Source organism: Sandaracinobacter neustonicus, from assembly GCF_006385875.1.
Lineage (GTDB): Bacteria > Pseudomonadota > Alphaproteobacteria > Sphingomonadales > Sphingomonadaceae > Sandaracinobacteroides > Sandaracinobacteroides neustonicus.
Map to the genome: position 1 here is coordinate 193,808 of NZ_VFSU01000019.1, position 17,636 is coordinate 211,443.

19 protein-coding genes and 1 tRNA gene are annotated in these 17,636 nt (G+C 63.4%); 14 read left to right on the forward strand and 6 right to left on the reverse strand.

All coding sequences use genetic code 11. The features are described 5' to 3' along the window. Positions 1-77: 77 nt before the first annotated feature. The 5 genes from pabB to FJQ54_RS07185 all read left to right on the forward strand — a co-directional run bounded on the left by pabB (position 78) and on the right by FJQ54_RS07185 (position 5,290). Entirely contained in the window at positions 78-1,829 is a 1,752-nt protein-coding gene (pabB, locus tag FJQ54_RS07165) for an aminodeoxychorismate synthase component I (protein WP_328592163.1), read from the forward strand. A gap of 64 nt (positions 1,830-1,893) precedes the next feature. Then, positions 1,894-3,096 carry a pyridoxal phosphate-dependent aminotransferase gene (locus FJQ54_RS07170; protein ID WP_140927724.1) on the forward strand — a complete coding sequence of 401 codons (1,203 nt, stop codon included), beginning with the start codon at positions 1,894-1,896 and terminating at the stop codon, positions 3,094-3,096. 83 nt (positions 3,097-3,179) lie between these two features. Then, positions 3,180-3,566: a hypothetical protein gene (locus FJQ54_RS07175; RefSeq protein ID WP_140927725.1), complete on the forward strand. Its 387-nt coding sequence runs from the start codon at positions 3,180-3,182 to the stop codon at positions 3,564-3,566. A 138-nt stretch (positions 3,567-3,704) separates the two neighbouring features. Further along, the gene (msrP, locus tag FJQ54_RS07180) at positions 3,705-4,643 is read left to right on the forward strand and encodes a protein-methionine-sulfoxide reductase catalytic subunit MsrP (protein WP_140927726.1); all 939 of its coding nucleotides are present in this window, start codon (positions 3,705-3,707) and stop codon (positions 4,641-4,643) included. Between the two features lie 2 nt (positions 4,644-4,645). Beyond that, positions 4,646-5,290, forward strand: a complete 645-nt coding sequence (locus tag FJQ54_RS07185) for a protein-methionine-sulfoxide reductase heme-binding subunit MsrQ (RefSeq protein ID WP_140927727.1) — start codon at positions 4,646-4,648, stop codon at positions 5,288-5,290. Here FJQ54_RS07185 and FJQ54_RS07190 read toward each other — a convergent pair. Continuing rightward, a complete protein-coding gene (locus FJQ54_RS07190; RefSeq protein ID WP_235890347.1) occupies positions 5,217-5,894 on the reverse strand; it encodes an HAD family hydrolase in 678 nt (225 codons plus the stop codon). The genes FJQ54_RS07185 and FJQ54_RS07190 overlap by 74 nt on opposite strands. Next, positions 5,894-6,382, reverse strand: coding sequence for a thermonuclease family protein (locus FJQ54_RS07195; protein WP_140927728.1), 489 nt, complete (start codon positions 6,380-6,382; stop codon positions 5,894-5,896). Before FJQ54_RS07195 ends, FJQ54_RS07190 begins: the two co-directional genes overlap by 1 nt. Positions 6,383-6,492: 110 nt before the next feature. Between FJQ54_RS07195 and FJQ54_RS07200 the strand changes: the two genes are divergently transcribed. From FJQ54_RS07200 to FJQ54_RS07235, 8 genes are all read left to right on the forward strand, one after another. Continuing rightward, the gene (locus tag FJQ54_RS07200; protein WP_140927757.1) at positions 6,493-7,599 is read left to right on the forward strand and encodes an ABC transporter permease; all 1,107 of its coding nucleotides are present in this window, start codon (positions 6,493-6,495) and stop codon (positions 7,597-7,599) included. Then, positions 7,599-8,402, forward strand: coding sequence for an ABC transporter ATP-binding protein (locus tag FJQ54_RS07205; protein ID WP_140927729.1), 804 nt, complete (start codon positions 7,599-7,601; stop codon positions 8,400-8,402). The genes FJQ54_RS07200 and FJQ54_RS07205 overlap by 1 nt, the downstream gene beginning before the upstream one ends. Continuing rightward, positions 8,402-9,358: an MlaD family protein gene (locus FJQ54_RS07210; protein ID WP_140927730.1), complete on the forward strand. Its 957-nt coding sequence runs from the start codon at positions 8,402-8,404 to the stop codon at positions 9,356-9,358. Before FJQ54_RS07205 ends, FJQ54_RS07210 begins: the two co-directional genes overlap by 1 nt. After that, a complete protein-coding gene (locus FJQ54_RS07215; protein WP_140927731.1) occupies positions 9,355-9,993 on the forward strand; it encodes an ABC-type transport auxiliary lipoprotein family protein in 639 nt (212 codons plus the stop codon). The genes FJQ54_RS07210 and FJQ54_RS07215 overlap by 4 nt, the downstream gene beginning before the upstream one ends. Before the next feature lie 62 nt (positions 9,994-10,055). Continuing rightward, positions 10,056-10,132, forward strand: a tRNA-Met gene (locus FJQ54_RS07220). 95 nt (positions 10,133-10,227) lie between these two features. Beyond that, the gene (locus FJQ54_RS07225; RefSeq protein ID WP_140927732.1) at positions 10,228-10,941 is read left to right on the forward strand and encodes a DUF6538 domain-containing protein; all 714 of its coding nucleotides are present in this window, start codon (positions 10,228-10,230) and stop codon (positions 10,939-10,941) included. Next, on the forward strand, positions 10,938-11,297 hold the full coding sequence (locus FJQ54_RS07230; RefSeq protein ID WP_140927733.1) for a hypothetical protein: 360 nt from the start codon (positions 10,938-10,940) through the stop codon (positions 11,295-11,297). The genes FJQ54_RS07225 and FJQ54_RS07230 overlap by 4 nt, the downstream gene beginning before the upstream one ends. Then, a complete protein-coding gene (locus FJQ54_RS07235) occupies positions 11,297-11,764 on the forward strand; it encodes a site-specific integrase (RefSeq protein WP_235890350.1) in 468 nt (155 codons plus the stop codon). The genes FJQ54_RS07230 and FJQ54_RS07235 overlap by 1 nt, the downstream gene beginning before the upstream one ends. 183 nt (positions 11,765-11,947) lie before the next feature. On the opposite strand, the gene FJQ54_RS07240 is transcribed toward FJQ54_RS07235, so the two are convergent. After that, positions 11,948-12,157 carry a helix-turn-helix domain-containing protein gene (locus FJQ54_RS07240; RefSeq protein WP_207790382.1) on the reverse strand — a complete coding sequence of 70 codons (210 nt, stop codon included), beginning with the start codon at positions 12,155-12,157 and terminating at the stop codon, positions 11,948-11,950. Between the two features lie 157 nt (positions 12,158-12,314). Between FJQ54_RS07240 and FJQ54_RS07245 the strand changes: the two genes are divergently transcribed. Further along, positions 12,315-12,734 carry a hypothetical protein gene (locus tag FJQ54_RS07245; protein ID WP_140927736.1) on the forward strand — a complete coding sequence of 140 codons (420 nt, stop codon included), beginning with the start codon at positions 12,315-12,317 and terminating at the stop codon, positions 12,732-12,734. Here the strand turns inward: FJQ54_RS07245 and FJQ54_RS07250 are convergent. From FJQ54_RS07250 to FJQ54_RS07260, 3 genes are read right to left on the reverse strand one after another with little or no spacing between them, the layout of a single operon-like run. Beyond that, positions 12,731-13,306, reverse strand: a complete 576-nt coding sequence (locus tag FJQ54_RS07250; protein WP_140927737.1) for a hypothetical protein — start codon at positions 13,304-13,306, stop codon at positions 12,731-12,733. The two genes, FJQ54_RS07245 and FJQ54_RS07250, sit on opposite strands and share 4 nt — an antisense overlap. Positions 13,307-13,322: 16 nt before the next feature. Then, positions 13,323-14,675 (reverse strand): hypothetical protein, encoded by a 1,353-nt coding sequence (locus FJQ54_RS07255; RefSeq protein ID WP_140927738.1) that lies wholly within the window; start codon positions 14,673-14,675, stop codon positions 13,323-13,325. 14 nt (positions 14,676-14,689) lie between these two features. Then, the gene (locus FJQ54_RS07260) at positions 14,690-17,506 is read right to left on the reverse strand and encodes a class I SAM-dependent DNA methyltransferase (RefSeq protein ID WP_140927739.1); all 2,817 of its coding nucleotides are present in this window, start codon (positions 17,504-17,506) and stop codon (positions 14,690-14,692) included. Between the last annotated feature and the right edge of the window lie 130 nt (positions 17,507-17,636).

Consider the following 17,636-nt stretch of genomic DNA (forward strand, 5'->3'; position numbering starts at 1 on the left):
GGGACGGGCACGGAATGGCCGATTTCCAACTGGCGAATATTGCGAAATTGAGCAATCCCGCGCGGAAGATGTCTGCCATGTTCGATCCTGCCCTACCCTTCGCCCTGCTCTGGGACGCGGAGTCCGCCTGCGCGCGGCTGTTCACCCACGCGGCCGAAACGCTGGAGAGCCAAGACCCTGCCGCCGCATTCGCCACCCTGCGCCGCTGGACAGCCGAAGGGGACTGGGCCGTCGGCGCGCTGTCTTACGAGGCCGGGCACATGGCCGAACCCCGGCTGGCGGCGCTGCCAAAGGGGTCGGCATGGCTGCGCTTCACCCGCCACCGCGATTGCCGCACGCTGGACTGCGCCGCGCTGGCAGACCTGCTCGCGCCCTACGCCACCCCGGCCTCCGCAGGCGCCCCGGAGCCGCTGGTCGCCCGTGAAGACTGGCTGGCGGCCGTCACACAGGTGAAGCGTTATATCGCTGATGGCGACATTTATCAGGCCAACCTCACCTTCCCCGCCCGCGTCGCCATCCACGGCCACCCGCTCGCGCTGTTCGCCCGGCTGTTCACCCCCACCGCCGCGCCGCATGGCGGGGTGGTTTATGCGGGCGGTGGGCGCTGGTGGCTCTGCCTGTCGCCGGAACTGTTCTTCGCAGCCGAACACGGGCAACTCACCGCCCGCCCGATGAAGGGCACCGCCCCGCGCGGGCTGACAGAGTGGGCAGACAGCGAAGCCGCCGCCGTGCTGGCGACAGACCCCAAGAACCGCGCCGAAAACCTGATGATCACCGATCTTATCCGCAACGATCTGGCGCGAGTGGCCGTGCCCGGCACTGTCAGAACCTCCGCCCTGTTCGCGGTGGAAACCTACCCCAGCCTGCACCAGATGACCTCCACCGTCACGGCAACGCTCGCCCCCGGCCACACCGCAATCGACGTGCTGGCGGCGCTCCACCCCTGCGGCTCCATCACCGGCGCGCCGAAAATCCGCGCCATGCAGATCATCGCCGAAACCGAAAGCGCAGCGCGCGGGCTTTACACTGGCAGCCTCGGCTGGATCGGCCCGGGCGCGGCACAGGCCCGCTTCGCAGTCGCCATCCGCACGCTGGAGGTTGCAGGCCGCACCGCCCGGCTGGGGCTGGGCGCAGGCATCGTCGCAGACAGCGATCCGCAAGCCGAATGGGACGAATGCCTCGCCAAGGCGCGTTTCTTGCGCCCCTCCGCGCCCGTCACCCTCATCGAAACCATGCGGCTGGAACCCGGCTGCATTCCCCGCCTCGCCCGCCATCTGGATCGGCTGCAACAATCCGCCGTGCGCTTTGGTTTCCCGTTCGACCGCCCCTCGCTGGAAGCCCGGCTATCCGCGCTCAGAACCGCCGAACCGCGCCGCCTGCGGCTGCTGCTGGGGCAAAGCGGTGCCGTGGCGCTGCAACTCTCGCCCCTGCCCCCCGCGCCGGAGGGGCCGGTGGCAGTTGCCCTCGCCCCGCTGCCGCTGCAACCATCGGACTGGCGGCTCGCGCACAAAAGCGGCGACCGCGCTGCGCTGGACGCCGCCCGCCGCGCAAGCGGCCAGTTCGAATGCCTGTTCGTCCGACCGGACAGCCTGCTGACAGAAGGCAGCTACACCAGCCTGTTTGTCCCGCGCGGGGGACGCCTGCTGACACCACCGCTGGCCCGCGGCCTGCTGCCGGGCGTGCTGCGGGCGGAACTGCTGGCGGAGGGCCGGGCCGAGGAAGCCGACCTTACGGCCGACGACCTCGCCCATGGCTTCTTCATCGGCAATAGCCTCCGGGGGCTGCTGCCTGCTGCGCTGGCCCCTGCTCCGGCCCCTATTCCCGGATGACAAGCGCGCCCGCAATCTCTACGCAACCGCGCGACTTTGACACCAAAAGGACTCGTGGACGGACATGCCCCTGCTTTCTGCCGCCATCAACCGCATCGCCCCCTCGCCCACCATCGCCGTCACCAACAAGGCGGCGGAACTGAAGGCTGAAGGCCGCGACATTATCGGGCTGGGCGCAGGCGAGCCGGATTTCGACACGCCGGACTTCGTGAAAGAGGCCGCGATCGAGGCGATTCGGCAGGGCCAGACGAAATACACCGCCGTGGATGGCACGCCCGCGCTGAAGAAGGCGATCCAGCACAAGTTCAGGCGCGACAACAACCTTGAGTATGCGCTGGACCAGATCAGCGTGAACGTCGGCGGCAAGCAGACCATCTTCAACGCCATGGTCGCCACGCTCGATCCCGGCGACGAAGTGGTGATTCCCGCGCCTTACTGGGTGAGCTATCCGGACATCGTGCAATTCTGCGGCGCGACCCCGGTGATCGTGAAGTGCGGGCTGGAACAGGGCTTCAAGCTGACGCCGGAACAGCTGGACCGCGCCATCACCCCCGCCACCAAATGGCTGATCCTGAACTCGCCTTCCAACCCCACCGGCGCGGCCTATAGCGAAGCCGAACTGCGGGCGCTGGCAGACGTGCTGCTGGGCCATCCGCATGTCTATGTGCTGACCGATGACATGTATGAACATATCGTCTTCGATGATTTCAAATTCCGCACGCTGGCCGAAATCGAGCCGCGCCTGTACGAGCGCACTCTCACGGTGAACGGCACCAGCAAGGCCTATGCGATGACGGGCTGGCGCATTGGTTTTGCCGGCGGCCCGGTGCCCATCATCAAGGCGATGGCGAAGATCCAGTCGCAATCCACCTCCAACCCCTGCTCCATCGCGCAAGCGGCGGCAACGGCGGCGCTGATGGGCTCGCTGGATTTCATGAAGCCGCGCAACAAGGCCTTTCAGGATCGGCGCGACCTCGTCGTCTCCATGCTGAATCAGGCTGCCGGCCTCTCCTGCCCGCGCCCGGAAGGCGCCTTCTATGTCTATCCGGATTGCTCAGGGTTGATCGGCAAGACGACTCCGCAAGGCCTTGTGCTGGAAACGGATGAAGATGTGGCGGCCTACTTCCTGAACACGGAAGGCGTCGCGGTGGTGCATGGCGCGGCGTTCGGCCTCTCCCCCGCCTTCCGCATCAGCTACGCCACCTCCACCCAGGCGCTGACGGATGCCTGCCAACGCATCCAGCGGGCCTGCGCCGCAGTTTCCTGAGATTTTGACTTTCCATGTATTCGATACAGCGAATATTGCACGAATCAGAATAATGTGCCAAATGAATAAAAGGGTCGGCATAGATGGGAGCAATTTCTATGTCGGTAGAATTTAGAGAAATGAGCGCAGGACTGAGCGCAGATATTTCTGGTGAACGCGATTCACTTAGAAATTTTGTTGCAATTCAAGATGTTCCTCCGCAAAAAACACTTTTCATTTCTGTTACCGGAAGCGTCCTTGTTTCAAATCCAGGCATCGATGTTACGCTGAATTACACAGAGCCTCAGGGCATTAATTCTAAAATACTAATTCTTGAAATCGACTTTCTTCAAAGACCCGGAATGTGGCCACAAATGCTTCGATGGAAAACTGTTTCCTACGTTCAAATGATTCATGAATACGGGCAATATGAATCTGTATACATAAGAAACGGCAACGGACTTTCTATAGAGGTGACAGACAGATCATAGGCGGAGTTTAATTCGAGAAAACGAGAGGATGTCCCGCATATTGTTCCGGCCATGATCAATTCATCACGTATTTCATTAAGATACACCCAACTCGTTTAGTAATTCCTCATTCAGTTTGCTGCTCTATAAGGTGGAATCATGCGCTTCCACCCCAAACCCGGCTGGCTGATCCCTGAGCGGGACGCGACACCCGAATCCCACTGGCTGAACCGCAGGCAGATGGCCGCTGCCATGGGGCTGGCGGGGCTCGCCCACCCGCTGCTGGCGCAGACGGACCCGGCCGCGCTCGCGCCGCTGAAGGCGAAACGCACGATCTCGTTGGGCGAAGACCTCACGCCGCTGAAGGCGGTCACGAGCTACAACAATTTCTACGAATTCGGGCTGGACAAATCAGACCCGTCCGAACGCGCCGGAACGCTGCGCCCCAGCCCATGGACGGTGAAGGTGGGCGGGCTGGTGCACAAGCCGCTGACGCTGGATGTAGACCAGTGGATCGGCAAACTCTCGCTGGAAGAACGCCTCTATCGCATGCGCTGTGTGGAGGGTTGGTCGATGGCAATCCCATGGATCGGCTTCCCGCTGGCCGGGCTGCTGAAGGCGGTGGAACCGCTGGGCAGCGCCAAATATGTGCGCTTCACCACGCTCAATGATCCCAAACAGATGCCCGGCCTCCGCCTCCCCGCGCTGGACTGGCCCTATCGCGAAGGGCTGCGGCTGGATGAAGCGATGCACCCGCTGACGATCCTTGCCGTCGGCCTCTATGGCCGCCGCCTGCCCAACCAGAATGGCGCGCCGCTCCGGCTGGTGGTGCCATGGAAATATGGCTTCAAATCCGCCAAATCCATCGTCGCCATCGATCTGGTGGAGCGCCAGCCGCTCACCAGCTGGAACCAGAGCCAGCCGTCCGAATATGGCTTTTATTCCAACGTGAACCCCGATGTGGATCACCCCCGCTGGAGCCAATCCACCGAGCGGCGGATCGGCGAATTCCGCAAGCGCCCCACCCTCCCCTTCAACGGCTATGGCGAACAGGTGGCCTCGCTCTATCGCGGCATGGATCTGGCGAAATATTTCTGAAGATGGCCCGGCTGAACGCCCCGCCCGTCTGGCTGAAGCCCGCCGCGCACCTGCTGGCGGCGCTGCCGGGGCTGTGGCTGCTGGCGGGCTGGGCCGAATTGCTCTGGCTCGATCCCGCCTCGCTGCGGCTCTCGGCCGATCCGGTCGCCCACACCCACAATGCGCTGGGGTTGCAGGCGCTCAGGCTGCTGATCGCCACGCTGGCGGTCACCCCGCTGTTCCGCCTGTCGCGCTGGACGCCGATCATGTCGCTGCGCCGCCCGCTCGGCCTGTGGGCCTTTGCCTATGCCGCGCTGCACCTCGCCTTCTATCTGGCGATGGAGCTGGATTTCAGCCTGTCCGCGCTCTGGCGCGAGGCGCTGAAAAAGCCCTTCATCTTCTTCGGCCTCGCCGCCTTCCTCTCCCTGCTGCCGCTCGCTGCCACCAGCACCCGGCGCGCCATCAAGGCGCTTGGCGGCCGCCGATGGCAGGCGCTGCACCGCCTCGTCTATGTGGCCGGGATCGCCGCCAGCATCCATTTCATCCTGCGGGTGAAGGGCTTCCAGCCGGAACCCTATCTCTACGCCGCGCTCCTCATCCTGCTGCTCGCCGCGCGCCTTTTGCCCAATCGCAAACGGCCCAACCGCGCACCTCAGCCAACTGCCTGAGCGGCTCATGCGGGTTGGCGGCCACCGCCACATCCGCCCAGTCGAACACCGGCAGGTCGCTGATATGATCGGAGGTGAACCTCACCGCCTCCGGCCGGGCCTGAAGCTCGGCCAGAATCTTCCGCAGCTTTCCCATCTCATAACAATTCTCGCCGCGAATCTCCGGCGTCAGCGCGTCGCCGTTCCACAAATTCTCGGTCGCGATCACCTTGTCAAACCCCCAGCGCCGCGCCAGCGCCTCCACGAAATAGCGGCAACTGGCGGTTGCCAGCCACAATTCGCAGCCCGCCTCCCGATCCGCCGCAATGGCCGCCAGCGCGCCGGGCAATTCCTGTTTCGCGCCGAACGTCGCGGCAAAACTGTCCGCCGCCCGCTCCACCTTGGCGCGCGGCACCCGCCGCCCCATCAGGATGCGCTGCGTCGCCTGCTTCAACGCCTTGCGGTCATGCGTGCCCAGCGCATAGCCCAGCAAAGGCAGCGCCAGCAGCGGCAGCAGCAACAGCCGCGCCGGGGCCTCCGTGCGGGCATAATGCAGCAGCCAGTGCGTCCAGCTGGCCTTGGCAATCACCGTCTTGTCCATGTCGTAGATCGAAAGCTTCGGCATCACTGCCCTCCGGTCGGGTGCCTGTCCCGCCAGGCGGCGGGAACGATGCGCTGTTCGGGGGGCAAGGCCCACAGCCCGCGCTTTTCGCGGCGCGCCTTGTCCTGCCCGGCCCTGATCTGCCTGTCTTTCATGTAACGGTCATAGGCCCATGCGTGGCCGCCCTCCGTCATCGCCGCATTCACATAAATGCGGCCCTGCCACACCTTGCCCACCAGCCGGTTGTAACGGTCCTTGTCCGTCACCTCCACCTCTACCTGCTTGCCCAGCACCAGCCGCCGCATCGCCGTGCGCGATTGAATGCCCCACGGCTGCGCCAGTTCCGGCGCGTCGATTCCCGCCAGCCGCACCTCGCTTATGCGTTTCACGTCCGGGCGATAGACCAGAATCGAATCCCCGTCCTTCACCCGCACCACTTCTCCCGTGAAGCTGGCGGCGGCAAGCGGCATGGCCAGAAACAGCCAGATCAGCAGAAGAAGGGGGCGCGACATCGGCGCCTCCCTTGCAACGGGCGGGCGCGATATGCAAAACCTGCCCGCCAGCAGGAGCCGTCTGAAGCCGCATGTCCCACCCCGCGCCCCCAGATGCGCCCGTGCCGGATATGCCGGTGCTCTCCATCCGGCTGGCGGATGGCGTGCTGGCGTTCGACGGCCGCCTCACCATCGCCCGCGTTTCGGAAACGGAACGCCAGCTGGAGGATATGCTCGCCCGTTCGCCGGGCCCGCTGCTGATCGATCTCTCCGGCCTCACCCGGATCGACACCGTCGGCGCATGGATCGTGCACCGGCTGCTCAGGGACCGCCCCGGCAGCGGCATCACCGGGGCCTCCGCCGATGCGGAACGGCTGCTCGCCGAAGTCTCCGCGGCGGATCGTCCGTGCGAAGTCCGCCCCGTTACCGAGCCCTTTATCCTGCGCGAACTCCGGCGGTTGGGCGAATATGTCTATGCCTTCCGGGACAGCGCCGTTTCGGCCCTCGATTTCATCGGCCTCACCATCATTTCCGCGTGGCGCGCCATCGCTGCCGGGCGCGGCGTGCGCTGGAACGCGGTGTGGGTGCAGATGGAACAGGTGGGCGTGAACGCGCTGGGCATCATCGGCCTGATGAGCTTCCTGATCGGCATCGTGCTGGCGCAACAGGGCGCGGTGCAGCTGCGCCAGTTCGGCGCGGAAGTGTTCGTGATCAACCTCGTCGGCCGCGCCACCTTCCGCGAACTGGGGATATTGCTCACGGCGATCATGGTCGCGGGCCGCTCGGCCTCCGCCTTCGCCGCGCAGATCGGCTCGATGAAGCTGGCAGAGGAAGTGGATGCGATGCGCACCATCGGGCTGGACCCGATCGAGGTGCTGGTGCTGCCGCGCACCATCGCCCTCATCCTGATGATGCCGCTGCTGGCCTTCTACGCCTCTGTGCTGGGCGTGGTGGGCGGCGGGCTGTTCAGCTGGGCGGAACTGGGCATCCCGCCCGCCACCTTCGCGCAGCGCCTGCGCGAAGTGGTGCCGATGTCCGATTTCTGGATCGGGCTGTCCAAAGCCCCGGTGTTCGGCGCGATCATCGCCATCATCGGCTGCCATCAGGGCTTTCAGGTGACGGGCAACGCCGAATCGGTGGGCCAGCGCACCACGCAGGCCGTGGTGGAGGCGATCTTCATCGTCATCGTGCTGGATGCCTTCTTCGCCGTTTTCTACACCGCGCTGGGGCTCAGCTGATGGCGACGCACGCAGACGAACCGCCAGTGATCCGCGTGCGCGGGCTGGTGAACCGCTTCGGCGATCAGACGGTGCATGAAGGGCTGGATCTGGATGTCCGCCCTGGAGAGATTCTGGGCGTGGTGGGCGGCTCGGGCACCGGCAAATCGGTGCTGATGCGCTCCATCATCGGCCTGCAAACCCCCGCCGAAGGGGATATCACGGTGCTGGGACAGCCGGTAACTGGCGGCGAAACCACGCAGAATCAGGAACTCACCCGGCAATGGGGGGTGTTGTTTCAGGGCGGCGCGCTGTTTTCCGGGCTGACTGTGGCGGAAAATATCGAAGTGCCGCTGCGCGAATATTTCCGGCTGACAGGCCAGTTGATGGATGAAATCGCCGCTTATAAGGTCGCAATGGTGGGCCTGCCGCCCGAAGCCGGGCCGAAATACCCCTCCGAACTGTCTGGCGGCATGAAAAAGCGCGCGGCGCTGGCCCGCGCGCTGGCGCTGGACCCGAAGCTGCTGTTTCTGGACGAACCCACCGCCGGTCTGGACCCGATCGCGGCCGACGGCTTCGACACGCTGATCCGCACGCTGGCGGAAACCATGGGGCTGACCGTGTTTTTGATCACGCATGATCTCGACACGCTGCACGCCATCTGCGACCGGGTGGCTGTGATCGCCGAAAAACGCATCATCGCCTCGGGCACCGTCGCGGAGCTGTCGCGCTTCGATCATCCGTGGGTGCAAGAATATTTCTCGGGCCCGCGCGGCCGGGCGGCGGCCATCGCCCAGCACCACGCCCCGCTGGAGGTCGGCTGATGGAACGGCGGCAATCGCATGTGCTGGTGGGCGCGATCACCTTCCTGCTGGTGGTCTCGCTGTTCGCTTTCGTGCTCTGGCTCGCCCGCTTTTCCCGCGATGAAAAGGCGGAGTATGATATCTTCTTCGCGCAATCGGTCGCGGGGCTGACGGTCGGCTCCAGCGTCTCTTTCTCCGGCGTGCCGGTGGGGCAGGTGCGGCAAATCGCGCTGATGCCGGAAACGCCGCAGTTCATCCGCGTGCGGGTGGAACTGCAACCGACAACCCCGGTGCTGGAAGGCACCACCGCCAGCCTGAACTCGGTGGGCTTCACCGGCGTCACGGAAGTGCAGCTGTCCGGCAGCATGAGCGGGCAGAAGCCGCTGACGGAATCCGGTCCCTATGGCGTGCCGGTGATTCCTGCCACGCAGGGCGGGCTGGGGCAGCTGCTGGAATCCGCGCCGCAGGTGATCGAGCGCGCCTCCACCCTGCTCGCCCGGCTGAACGAGGTGTTCTCGGACGAGAACCGGGCGAAATTCGCCGGCCTGATCGAAAATCTGGACAAGATTTCGGGTGAAGTCTCCGCCGAAGGCCCGGCCCTTCGCGCTGCGGTGAGGGAGGCTGAGCAGACGTTGAAGGCCGCCACCCGCGCCGCAGACAGCCTTGCCGAAACCAGCGCCACCGCCAATGCGCTGCTGAACGATCAGGGCAAGCCCGCCATCGCGGATCTGCAGCGTGCCATCGTCACGGCGGAAGCCACGCTGCAACGGGTGGATAAACTCGCCGCCGCCGCGGAACCGGGCGTCAACAGCCTCTCTGCCCAGACGGTGCCGCAGGTGAATCAGCTGGTGAGCGACCTGCGCGACGTTTCGCAGCAGCTTGGCGCGCTGGCCGCCAAGCTGGATGAAGATCCGCTGTCCGCACTGACGGGCGGCCGCCCGCTTCCCGATTACCAGCCGGAGGGCCAGAAGAAATGACCCGCGCCACCCGCCCTGTTTCGCGTCTGCCGCTGGCGCTGCTGCCGCTGATCCTGCTCCCCCTGATTCCGCTCTCAGCCTGCGGGCCTCTGGTGGAAATCGGCGGCAACACCCCCCGCCCTGACGCCGTCTATACCCTGTCCGCCGCCCCGCCCACCGCCGTCCCCGCGGGCCTCACGCCCATCGATCTTACAAAGGCGGTTTCGGTGGACACCCCCACCGTGCCCGGCGCGCTGCAGACACTGCGCATCCCCGTCATCGTGTCGGACACGGCGATCCAGTATGTGCAGGGCGCGCAGTGGAGCGAGCAGCCCAACCGGCTGTTCCAGCGCCTGCTGGCCGATTTGCTGGTGCAATCCGGCCGGGCCGTGATCGACCCTGGCTCATCCGGGCAGACAGCCGGGCGGCGTCTGACGGGCCAGTTGCAGGCGTTCGGCGTGGACGTGCGCGGATCGAACAAGGTGACGGTGCGCTACGATGCCACGCTGGCAGGCCCCGGCGGCATACGGCAGCGCCGCTTCGAACGGGAGGCAGAGCTGAGCGCCGTTCAAGGCCCGCAGGTGGCCGAAGCCCTGAACGGCGTGGCCAACCTCATCGCAGCCGATGTGGCGGCGTGGATTGCATCCGCACCCTAATGCCATACAGCGGGTTGACCAGCCGCCCCCGGGCGGCTATCCGCCCGGCCTCGCGAACCGCTGGCGGGGTAGCTCAGCTGGTTAGAGCACAGGATTCATAACCCTGAGGCCGCGGGTTCAAGTCCCGCCCCCGCCACCATGTGTAGCTAAGCATCTGAAATGCTTAGAACATGTTGAAATCATAGGAATTTTCTACACGCGACTGCTACACGTGTGGTAGTCGAAAGGCATCCTATGTGCAGTTATCTCCACCAGCGTCACGGCAGCCCGATCTACTATTTTCGCCGCCGCGTGCCTGACAACCTGCGGCCGATCATCGGCAAGCGGGAATGGCTGATTTCGCTAGGGGCGAAGGACAGGGGAGAGGCGAAGCGCCTTATCCCGTTTCATACGATCGAGACGGAAAAGCTGATTGCCGCGGCCCGCGCGAAGCTGGCCGCACTAGCCATGCCCGCGCCACAGCCACTGCCGCCCCTCACACCCGAGCAACAGGCACGCGACGTTGCGCAGCGGGAGCATGAGCAAGCCCAAGCCGCGCATGAGGATGAACTTGCCGCCGCCGAAGAAGCCATGGATGATCGGGCCAACAAGCACGATGACGCCATTGACGCGCTGTTGATCGCTGACCCAACTTCTCTGAACTCCCGCGACTGGGCAATCCGCCGACGCATCCATGACGCGGTTTCTGAGCGGGAAATTGCCCGGATGCAGACTATGGCCGCGAAATACCACGCGGCTAAACTCGAACGGCAGGTGCCAGACGCGGGCGGGCAACCGTCATCCATGGATGGCGCGCCCATGGTCGGGGAACCTGTGAAGCTGGAGGCGCTGTTAGACGCCTATGCTGCCGAGCATGGGAGCAGGGCAAAGCGCGGCTTCGCCAGCAGCCAGACACACATTCGGAGCTTGCGGGAATTCCTGCCCGCCTTGCAACCCCGCCACGCATGATCGCTTGGAAAGACTATCTGCTGCGGCCCGTTGCCGACGGCGGCAAGGGCCTGTCGCAAAAGACCGTGCGGGATGGATACCTTGCAACGACGCGGGCCTTGTTCGCTTGGGCCGCGATGAACAGGAAGGTTGAGTCCAACCCCGTTCAGGGCTTCAAAGTTCGCGTTGTGGCAAAGCCCAAGGTTCGGGATCGTGCCTTCACTGACGACGAGGCCAACAAGGTGCTGGCAGCAACCTTATTGCCCGAGATAATCTCTCGCCGCACTATCAACTTGCCTGCCGCTGGGTGCCTTGGCTGCTGGCCTATACCGGGGCGCGAGTCGGGGAGATTGCGCAGCTTCGGGCTGAGGACGTGATGAAGGTTGACGGGGTGCATGTGCTGAACATCACACCGGCAGCCGGGAGCGTGAAGACCGGGCAGTATCGCCATGTCCCGCTGCACACCCATCTGATAGATATGGGCTTCCTTGATGTCGCGGAGGCCAAGGGCAACGGCCCGCTCTTCTATGCCTCGGAAGCTGCAACCCGGCGGACGGATAAGGCCAGCAAGTCCCTTGCCGAGAAGGTCGGGCAGAAGGTGCGTGACATGGTGCGAGAAGTCGGCATCAGCGCGGCGGACGTGGAACAGCCGAACCATGCTTGGCGGCACAGGTTCAAGACCCTTAGCCGACGTTGGGGGCTGGACAGTGAAGCCGCGCACCACATGCAGGGGCACGCCACCGAAACCGAGGGGCAGGATTACGGAAGCTGGCCGGTGGAGCGGCTGTCGGCGGAAATTGAGAAGCTGCCCCGCTACGAGGTGAAGGCTCTGCAATCCAGCTAGGGAACTCGTGAAGTCCCATTAGCCGCTTTGCGCTACCTCCGCCTCTGAGTGGCGCTTTGACTCTCAGTGAGCCTCCTAGCGCCTACCAGCCCCACTCCAGCATCGGCATGTGTCGAAAACCAGCGCTCAAGTTGGCGAGTGCCGTGTGCGTCATGCAGTTGTCCGTGGGAAGGATCGTGCTGCCTACCAGTTCGGCGCAGCCAACAGTGTGGAGGGGCTGCTGGACAGCGCCTTGGCTATGCGGGCGATGTTCAGGATGGTGACGTTTCGCTCGCCGCGCTCGATCTTTCCCATGTGGGAACGGTCGATACCCGCCGCGTCGGCCAGGGCTTCCTGGGAAAGTTCCTTTGCTTGCCGGGCGGATCGGATGGCAGCGCCAAGCGCTGTTAGCATTCCAAGCTCGTCTAGCTGTCCCGATACCCTTGCCACCCGCAAGCTTGTGTCGAAATGAGGTTTTTTCGGCCACGGTATTTACGGCCCATCATTGTCTAACTACGAACTAATGGCAGGGTAATTGCTGGCGGAAGGTGTCGAGGTGTTTTCGAAATACGTGGATTTGTACAAGATGAGTGAGGCCACACAGATGGCTAAGGCGGCGCTGGAAATAGAGATTATGGGGGAACCAATATCACGGCACGCAGAACATATTTCTCGCAAGTTGGTTGTCGATGTGTGGCAACAAGCACCTGCCCTCTTCGGCGGCAAACAGGGCGGGCGGCCGCATGGAATTTCTGTTGCAGCGGCAGCATTGGCCCTCGGCGTCCGTTCCTTTTCGGCAGAAAGTGACGGCCACTCTGCTTGCTATACGGCCATGGGTCTGGTGCTTCGCGACATCGAGCGAAACCAATCACGATACAAGATGGCAAATCCCGACTTTGTACTCGTAAGAATCGCCCAGGATGCGTTTCTGGAGTTCGGGCAAGGCAAGATCGGCGGGGACTGGGCGAGCGCAATGGGCTTTGAGTCCTAGAACCATCTTGCCCAGATGAGGGCATCGCGCAGTTCGGGCAGCATGTCCATCAGCTCCCACACGCGACGCCCATCCACTTTGCCCAAGTCGGGCTCCACGTACCCGTCCGGGTAATGGACCTCCAGCCGCCCGCTCGGGAACAGCTTGACCGTCACGCTGCCGAAGGTCCGCTCCAGGAACTCCCCTGCCTTCTCCCGCCGCTGGCGGGACAGCACGTCGAGTTGGCTGTCCCGGCTACGCAGCTTGTGGGGCGATAGCCCGGCCCTCATCCGCTCGAAATTGTCGCGGCCACGGTTCAGGTGGCAAGCATAGCAGGATCGGTCGCGGACACGGCGACGGAAACCTTCGCAACGTGGGCAGGGTTCGGCCATGCGAATGTAAGATGTTGCGCCCACTGCGAACGCGGCGAACCTTCGCGGATCATTCACGCGGGCGCTCAGGGCGTCTGCGAAGGCTGGGTCTACCTTGCAGATGGCGCGTTGCCTAGCGTCCAGCTTGTTGGCCCGAGGCTGAGCGGCGTGAAGGACAAAGCGCGGATCGTGGCGCGGTTGGCGCGTCGGCTTATCGGTCAAATCGCAGGCTTTCGGTTCAAAGTTCGCCCCATGCCCCCGGCTTTCGCGGGGCTGGGCGCTTACGCGTTCTAGTTATGGATGGAAGGGGTGGGCTGGGGTTTGGTGGCTGGCTGCGCTTCGCTTTGTGCTTCAGCAGCGGAAATGCATCATATTTGGCCGCAAGCACTTGCTTCATAGCTGCCAGCACACCGCAGGCCAGGTCGCTATCCTCGCGCTGCAAATGGACGCCCTGTCCCTTTCCGAACCAGTGTCGTATCGGCCTGTTGTGGTCGATGAGGGCCGCAACGAAATCCCGGAATGTCGACCCCTTCGGCAGACGACTGATGTCATCATCCGCACTTGCACGAAGGACGCGGGGCGCAAGGTCGGCATCTGGCTCTCCGTTCAGCAGCCGCTGAAAGGTCGCCTTGGCCAGCTTTCGGTTGGCCGTCCCGAAGCCCGGAACCTCGTATGGATCGAACCGCAGCTTCTCCCCCTCGCGGCTGTACAGCATCACCGGATGCAGTTGGGAGTAGTCGCACTCCACCACGGGTTCGCCCCCTATGGTGATGTTCAACCGTTCCTCGCTCGGGATATTTATCCACCAACCGCCGTAGAACCGGCCGCCCTTCTCGAAAGCGTCGGTGAAGGAGCGGTAAAGTGACACTGCGGATTCATCACCACTGTAGTTCAATGAGCTGGAAACTGCGGAATTTTGCTTCTCCATGCCCCGCCGCCAACGGTCGGCAATGCAATCCCACCTGTCGGACGGCAGGGAGATTTGCGCTTCTGCAAGGCGCTGGTTAACCTTGCGCAGCATCTCCCTGCTGGCTGCAACATCATTGGGTATCGAGTCTGTCGCAGGCCGCTTGCCCATCCTAAGCAGCCAGTTATCGGCGATCGTAATGGAGTGAGGGCCGACACCGGCTTCTACCAGGGCAGCGCGCATGGCGGGCATGGCGCGCAGGCGGCTGTTGCGGGAGTGGCGGGGGTTGCCCCACGGGTCGCGCCCGAAATAGCCCGACCAATACTCAATCAACCCCCGCTCGTGCAGGCAATCGCGCAGCTCCACGGCAGACCGGAGGCTTATTTCCAGCCCGGCATAAGCCTGATTGTTGAAAGGCACGGCTAGGTATTTGCAGCTATCTGAGCGGTTGAATGAGGCGGCTACCAAGTTTGCCAGCATCCCACTGACAGTCGCGCGATGGTTGCCTTCGTCCAGCGTACGGCGGGCTCGTTCGCGCGGAAAGGTCTGCGCCAATTCCGCCAGCGTTGCGTCCAGAAAACGCAATCCCGCTTCGCCTCTGAGCCTGCGCCCCCAATCGACCGGGAAAGCGTTTTCGAGATTGTCGCCAGCCTGTTGGTCAGGCTGGGTGTCTGGCTTCATCATTGGCTACGCGACATTCACACGGTTTCCGTTGCTCGCTTGCGGCGGGTTTTTGTTTTCAGGGCGTTGAGTGGCAGCGCGCCGAGTGACGCCTCGTACAAGCCCAGCAGATGCTCGGCACGGGCGCGGTCTGACGGGAAAGTTGTTGGGCGATAGAGGCGGTCCACTGCGGCGTCGAGCTTGGCGTGGGCGGCGCGCAAGGCGGGCGGCATGGTGTCGGGGTCGTACAGGTCCGCAAGGCTGGCCAGCGTGTGCTTGGCGCGTTCGTCCAGGACAGTCTGCGCGAGGCCTTCAACACGCCGCATTTGCACTTCGTCCGCCTTCGGCCAGGGGAAGTTGTTGTAGTTGATGCCTATGCCATACTGAAAATCACTCTTGAGCCTTCCTCCGATGAAGGACGTCCAGGCCATGTGCATCGCACTTGTCAGAACGCCGAACTCCCACAAGGAAGCGTCGGCCAGGATGCGAAGCTTATCGCTCGGGATAGTAGGTGGCTCTATCCAGCCGATTGGGATGTATTGCCGCCTTTCGCTGCTGACTTGTGGAATGGCGAGAAAGGGTCGCTCTGGAAGCACGTTGAGGTGATAGAGCATAGGAGTTGCTGCGAGCGCCTTAGTTGGCTTGCTAGGGCTTGCTGCACGAAACTCTCGAACTCGCTCCAGTCGTTCCCGGACCTTCGGCATGGCCCGAAGCTCTTGCGGCGCGGCATTCTGCAAAGCAAGAATGTACCTCTGGCCTCCGTTAATGAACTCTTCCGCGCCGACGAAGGGCCGAAGAAATGACGCCGCTTGCGGCTCCGCTGATACCAAAGTCGCACGCTCGCCCGAGCTAAAGATTAGGTGCCCGCCGTCGATCGGCTTGGAGCCACAGACCAACTGGCGCGCGCCATTAATCGGCCTGCCTGCCTCCGCCACCACTACATGCGGATTGGCTAGGCCGCCCGCGTCGAACAGGTACGGGCTGATTGCCCGGTGTCGGCTTTCGGATGGCTCGCCCTTCAAGTCAGCATAAGCGAACAGCCGCTTGTCGGCTGGCTCATGACCACGGGCCGCCAGCCCTATGATGACAACATGCACATGCGCCATGCCGCGCGCTTCGCTGCTCCAGGCGAATGTCCGGTGCGCGAAGGCGATTTCCATGGCGTGTCGGCCGAACAGGATCGGCCATAGCTGCGCAACTTGTTCGCCCTGCGTGATGCTGTTGGTGGAAACGAACCCGATGCGGCCCTTGCCGCCTCCCCTCTGCACAAACGCCGCCGCCCGGATGAACCAAGCCGCCACATAATCCAGTGTGCCGCCGCTACCGCCTAGCCCGGCTACCCGCCGCACCTGTGCCCGCTGATATTCGCTCTGGAACTTCGCGCCGATGAACGGCGGGTTTCCCAGCACATAACTGCACCGTTCGGGCGACAGCACCTCTGCCCAATCTGTATCGAGCGCGTCACCCTGCACGATCTTCGCGGACTTGGTGAGCGGGATGCGGGCGAACAACTCCCCCAGGTCTGCTGACAGCAGCAGGTTCGCTAGATGGTCTGCCATCCACATAGCTGTTTCGGCAATGCGGGCGGGGAACTCTTCATATTCGATGCCGAAGAACTGATCGACGTTCACGCGGGAGAAGGCGGCGGCGCTAACGCCCGAACCGGAAATCAGGGTGCCCGCCAGCGTTTCCTTCAACAACTTACGTTCCAGCTCCCTCAGCTCCCGATAGGCGATGACAAGGAAGTTGCCGCAGCCGCAGGCCGGATCGAAGAAGGTGAGACTGGCCAGCTTGTCGTGATAGGCCTTCAGGGCGACCTGCCGCCCGCCGTCTTTCCGCGCCAGCACGCGGTCCAACTCAGCCCGCAAGTCGTCCAGGAACAGCGGTTCGATAACCTTCAGGATGCTCTGTTCGGTCGTGTAGTGCGCACCCTTCGCACGGCGGGCCTTGGCATCCATGACCGACTGGAAGAGCGAGCCGAAGATAGCCGGACTCACTTCGCCCCAATCGAAGGCACACGCATCCAGCAGCATGTCGCGCATGGCATTGTTGAACGAGGGGGTGCGGATACGCCCCTCGAACAATCCCCCGTTGATGTAGGGGAAGGCTGTAAGTTCCGGGTCTAGGGTGCTCTGACGCTGTTCTTCTGGCGTGTTGAGCACATCGAACAGGTCGTTCAGTACGCGACCCAGATCGCGCCCGTCTGCGCTCGTGTGTTGCTCGATGAGGTTGATAAGAAGGTCTTTCGGCTCAAAGATGCCCGTGTCATCCGCGAACAGGCAGAACAACAGGCGGACCAGCAGCCTCTCCAGGTCTTGCCCAGTGTAACCGCTTTCGGCCAATGCCTCGTGCAGCTTACCCATAAGTTCAGAGGCGGCGATGCTGGCCTTGGACTGGTTGCGGAAGAAGCGCGGTTGCGCGCCCAGGATGAAAGCGAAAGCCTCCACATGCCTGGGCAGGTCCGACAGGTGGAACTTCCATTCCCGCCCGTCAGCCAGATCGGTGAGTTGGAAACGCTGAAAGTCACAGACCAGAACGTATCGCGGACGTTCCTTTTCGGAAAGCCAGTCGAAGTAGTCCAGCGCTTGCTTGGTGGCGGATAGCAGATCGCGCCCGGCCGACTTGTGTTCGATGATAAGCGTGCCGGGCCAATACAGGTCTATGAAGCCGCGCTTGGTTGCGTCGAGCTGCTGCACGCGCTTCTCGAACGTGGTGACTCGGCGGCTATCCAAGCCGAAGATGTCGAAGAAGTCGATCCAGAAGCGCTGCGACTGCGACCGCTCGTCCTTGTCGTCTGCATGTTCGCGGGCGAACTTCGCAGCGCGTGCCCTGACTTCGTTCCAACTGAGACGCATGACTACCCCTTCGGCAGGCAGCGTAGCGACGGCTGACAGCAGACGCTAGCTAGAGCAGACTGCGAGGTCACTGGACGGTTGGGAATTGTGGCCGCTCCCGGCAGCCCGCTGCGCTCGCTGGATTGTGGCG

Excerpts from the sequence above, each read along its gene's own strand:
- pabB (WP_328592163.1), top strand. The coding sequence starts at position 78 with ATGTTCGATCCTGCCCTACCCTTCGCCCTGCTCTGGGACGCGGAGTCC.
- FJQ54_RS07170 (WP_140927724.1), top strand. The coding sequence starts at position 1,894 with ATGCCCCTGCTTTCTGCCGCCATCAACCGCATCGCCCCCTCGCCCACC.
- FJQ54_RS07175 (WP_140927725.1), top strand. The coding sequence starts at position 3,180 with ATGGGAGCAATTTCTATGTCGGTAGAATTTAGAGAAATGAGCGCAGGA.
- msrP (WP_140927726.1), top strand. The coding sequence starts at position 3,705 with ATGCGCTTCCACCCCAAACCCGGCTGGCTGATCCCTGAGCGGGACGCG.
- FJQ54_RS07185 (WP_140927727.1), top strand. The coding sequence starts at position 4,646 with ATGGCCCGGCTGAACGCCCCGCCCGTCTGGCTGAAGCCCGCCGCGCAC.
- FJQ54_RS07190 (WP_235890347.1), bottom strand. The coding sequence starts at position 5,894 with ATGCCGAAGCTTTCGATCTACGACATGGACAAGACGGTGATTGCCAAG.
- FJQ54_RS07195 (WP_140927728.1), bottom strand. The coding sequence starts at position 6,382 with ATGTCGCGCCCCCTTCTTCTGCTGATCTGGCTGTTTCTGGCCATGCCG.
- FJQ54_RS07200 (WP_140927757.1), top strand. The coding sequence starts at position 6,493 with ATGCCGGTGCTCTCCATCCGGCTGGCGGATGGCGTGCTGGCGTTCGAC.
- FJQ54_RS07205 (WP_140927729.1), top strand. The coding sequence starts at position 7,599 with ATGGCGACGCACGCAGACGAACCGCCAGTGATCCGCGTGCGCGGGCTG.
- FJQ54_RS07210 (WP_140927730.1), top strand. The coding sequence starts at position 8,402 with ATGGAACGGCGGCAATCGCATGTGCTGGTGGGCGCGATCACCTTCCTG.
- FJQ54_RS07215 (WP_140927731.1), top strand. The coding sequence starts at position 9,355 with ATGACCCGCGCCACCCGCCCTGTTTCGCGTCTGCCGCTGGCGCTGCTG.
- FJQ54_RS07225 (WP_140927732.1), top strand. The coding sequence starts at position 10,228 with ATGTGCAGTTATCTCCACCAGCGTCACGGCAGCCCGATCTACTATTTT.
- FJQ54_RS07230 (WP_140927733.1), top strand. The coding sequence starts at position 10,938 with ATGATCGCTTGGAAAGACTATCTGCTGCGGCCCGTTGCCGACGGCGGC.
- FJQ54_RS07235 (WP_235890350.1), top strand. The coding sequence starts at position 11,297 with ATGAAGGTTGACGGGGTGCATGTGCTGAACATCACACCGGCAGCCGGG.
- FJQ54_RS07240 (WP_207790382.1), bottom strand. The coding sequence starts at position 12,157 with ATGCTAACAGCGCTTGGCGCTGCCATCCGATCCGCCCGGCAAGCAAAG.
- FJQ54_RS07255 (WP_140927738.1), bottom strand. The coding sequence starts at position 14,675 with ATGATGAAGCCAGACACCCAGCCTGACCAACAGGCTGGCGACAATCTC.
- FJQ54_RS07260 (WP_140927739.1), bottom strand. The coding sequence starts at position 17,506 with ATGCGTCTCAGTTGGAACGAAGTCAGGGCACGCGCTGCGAAGTTCGCC.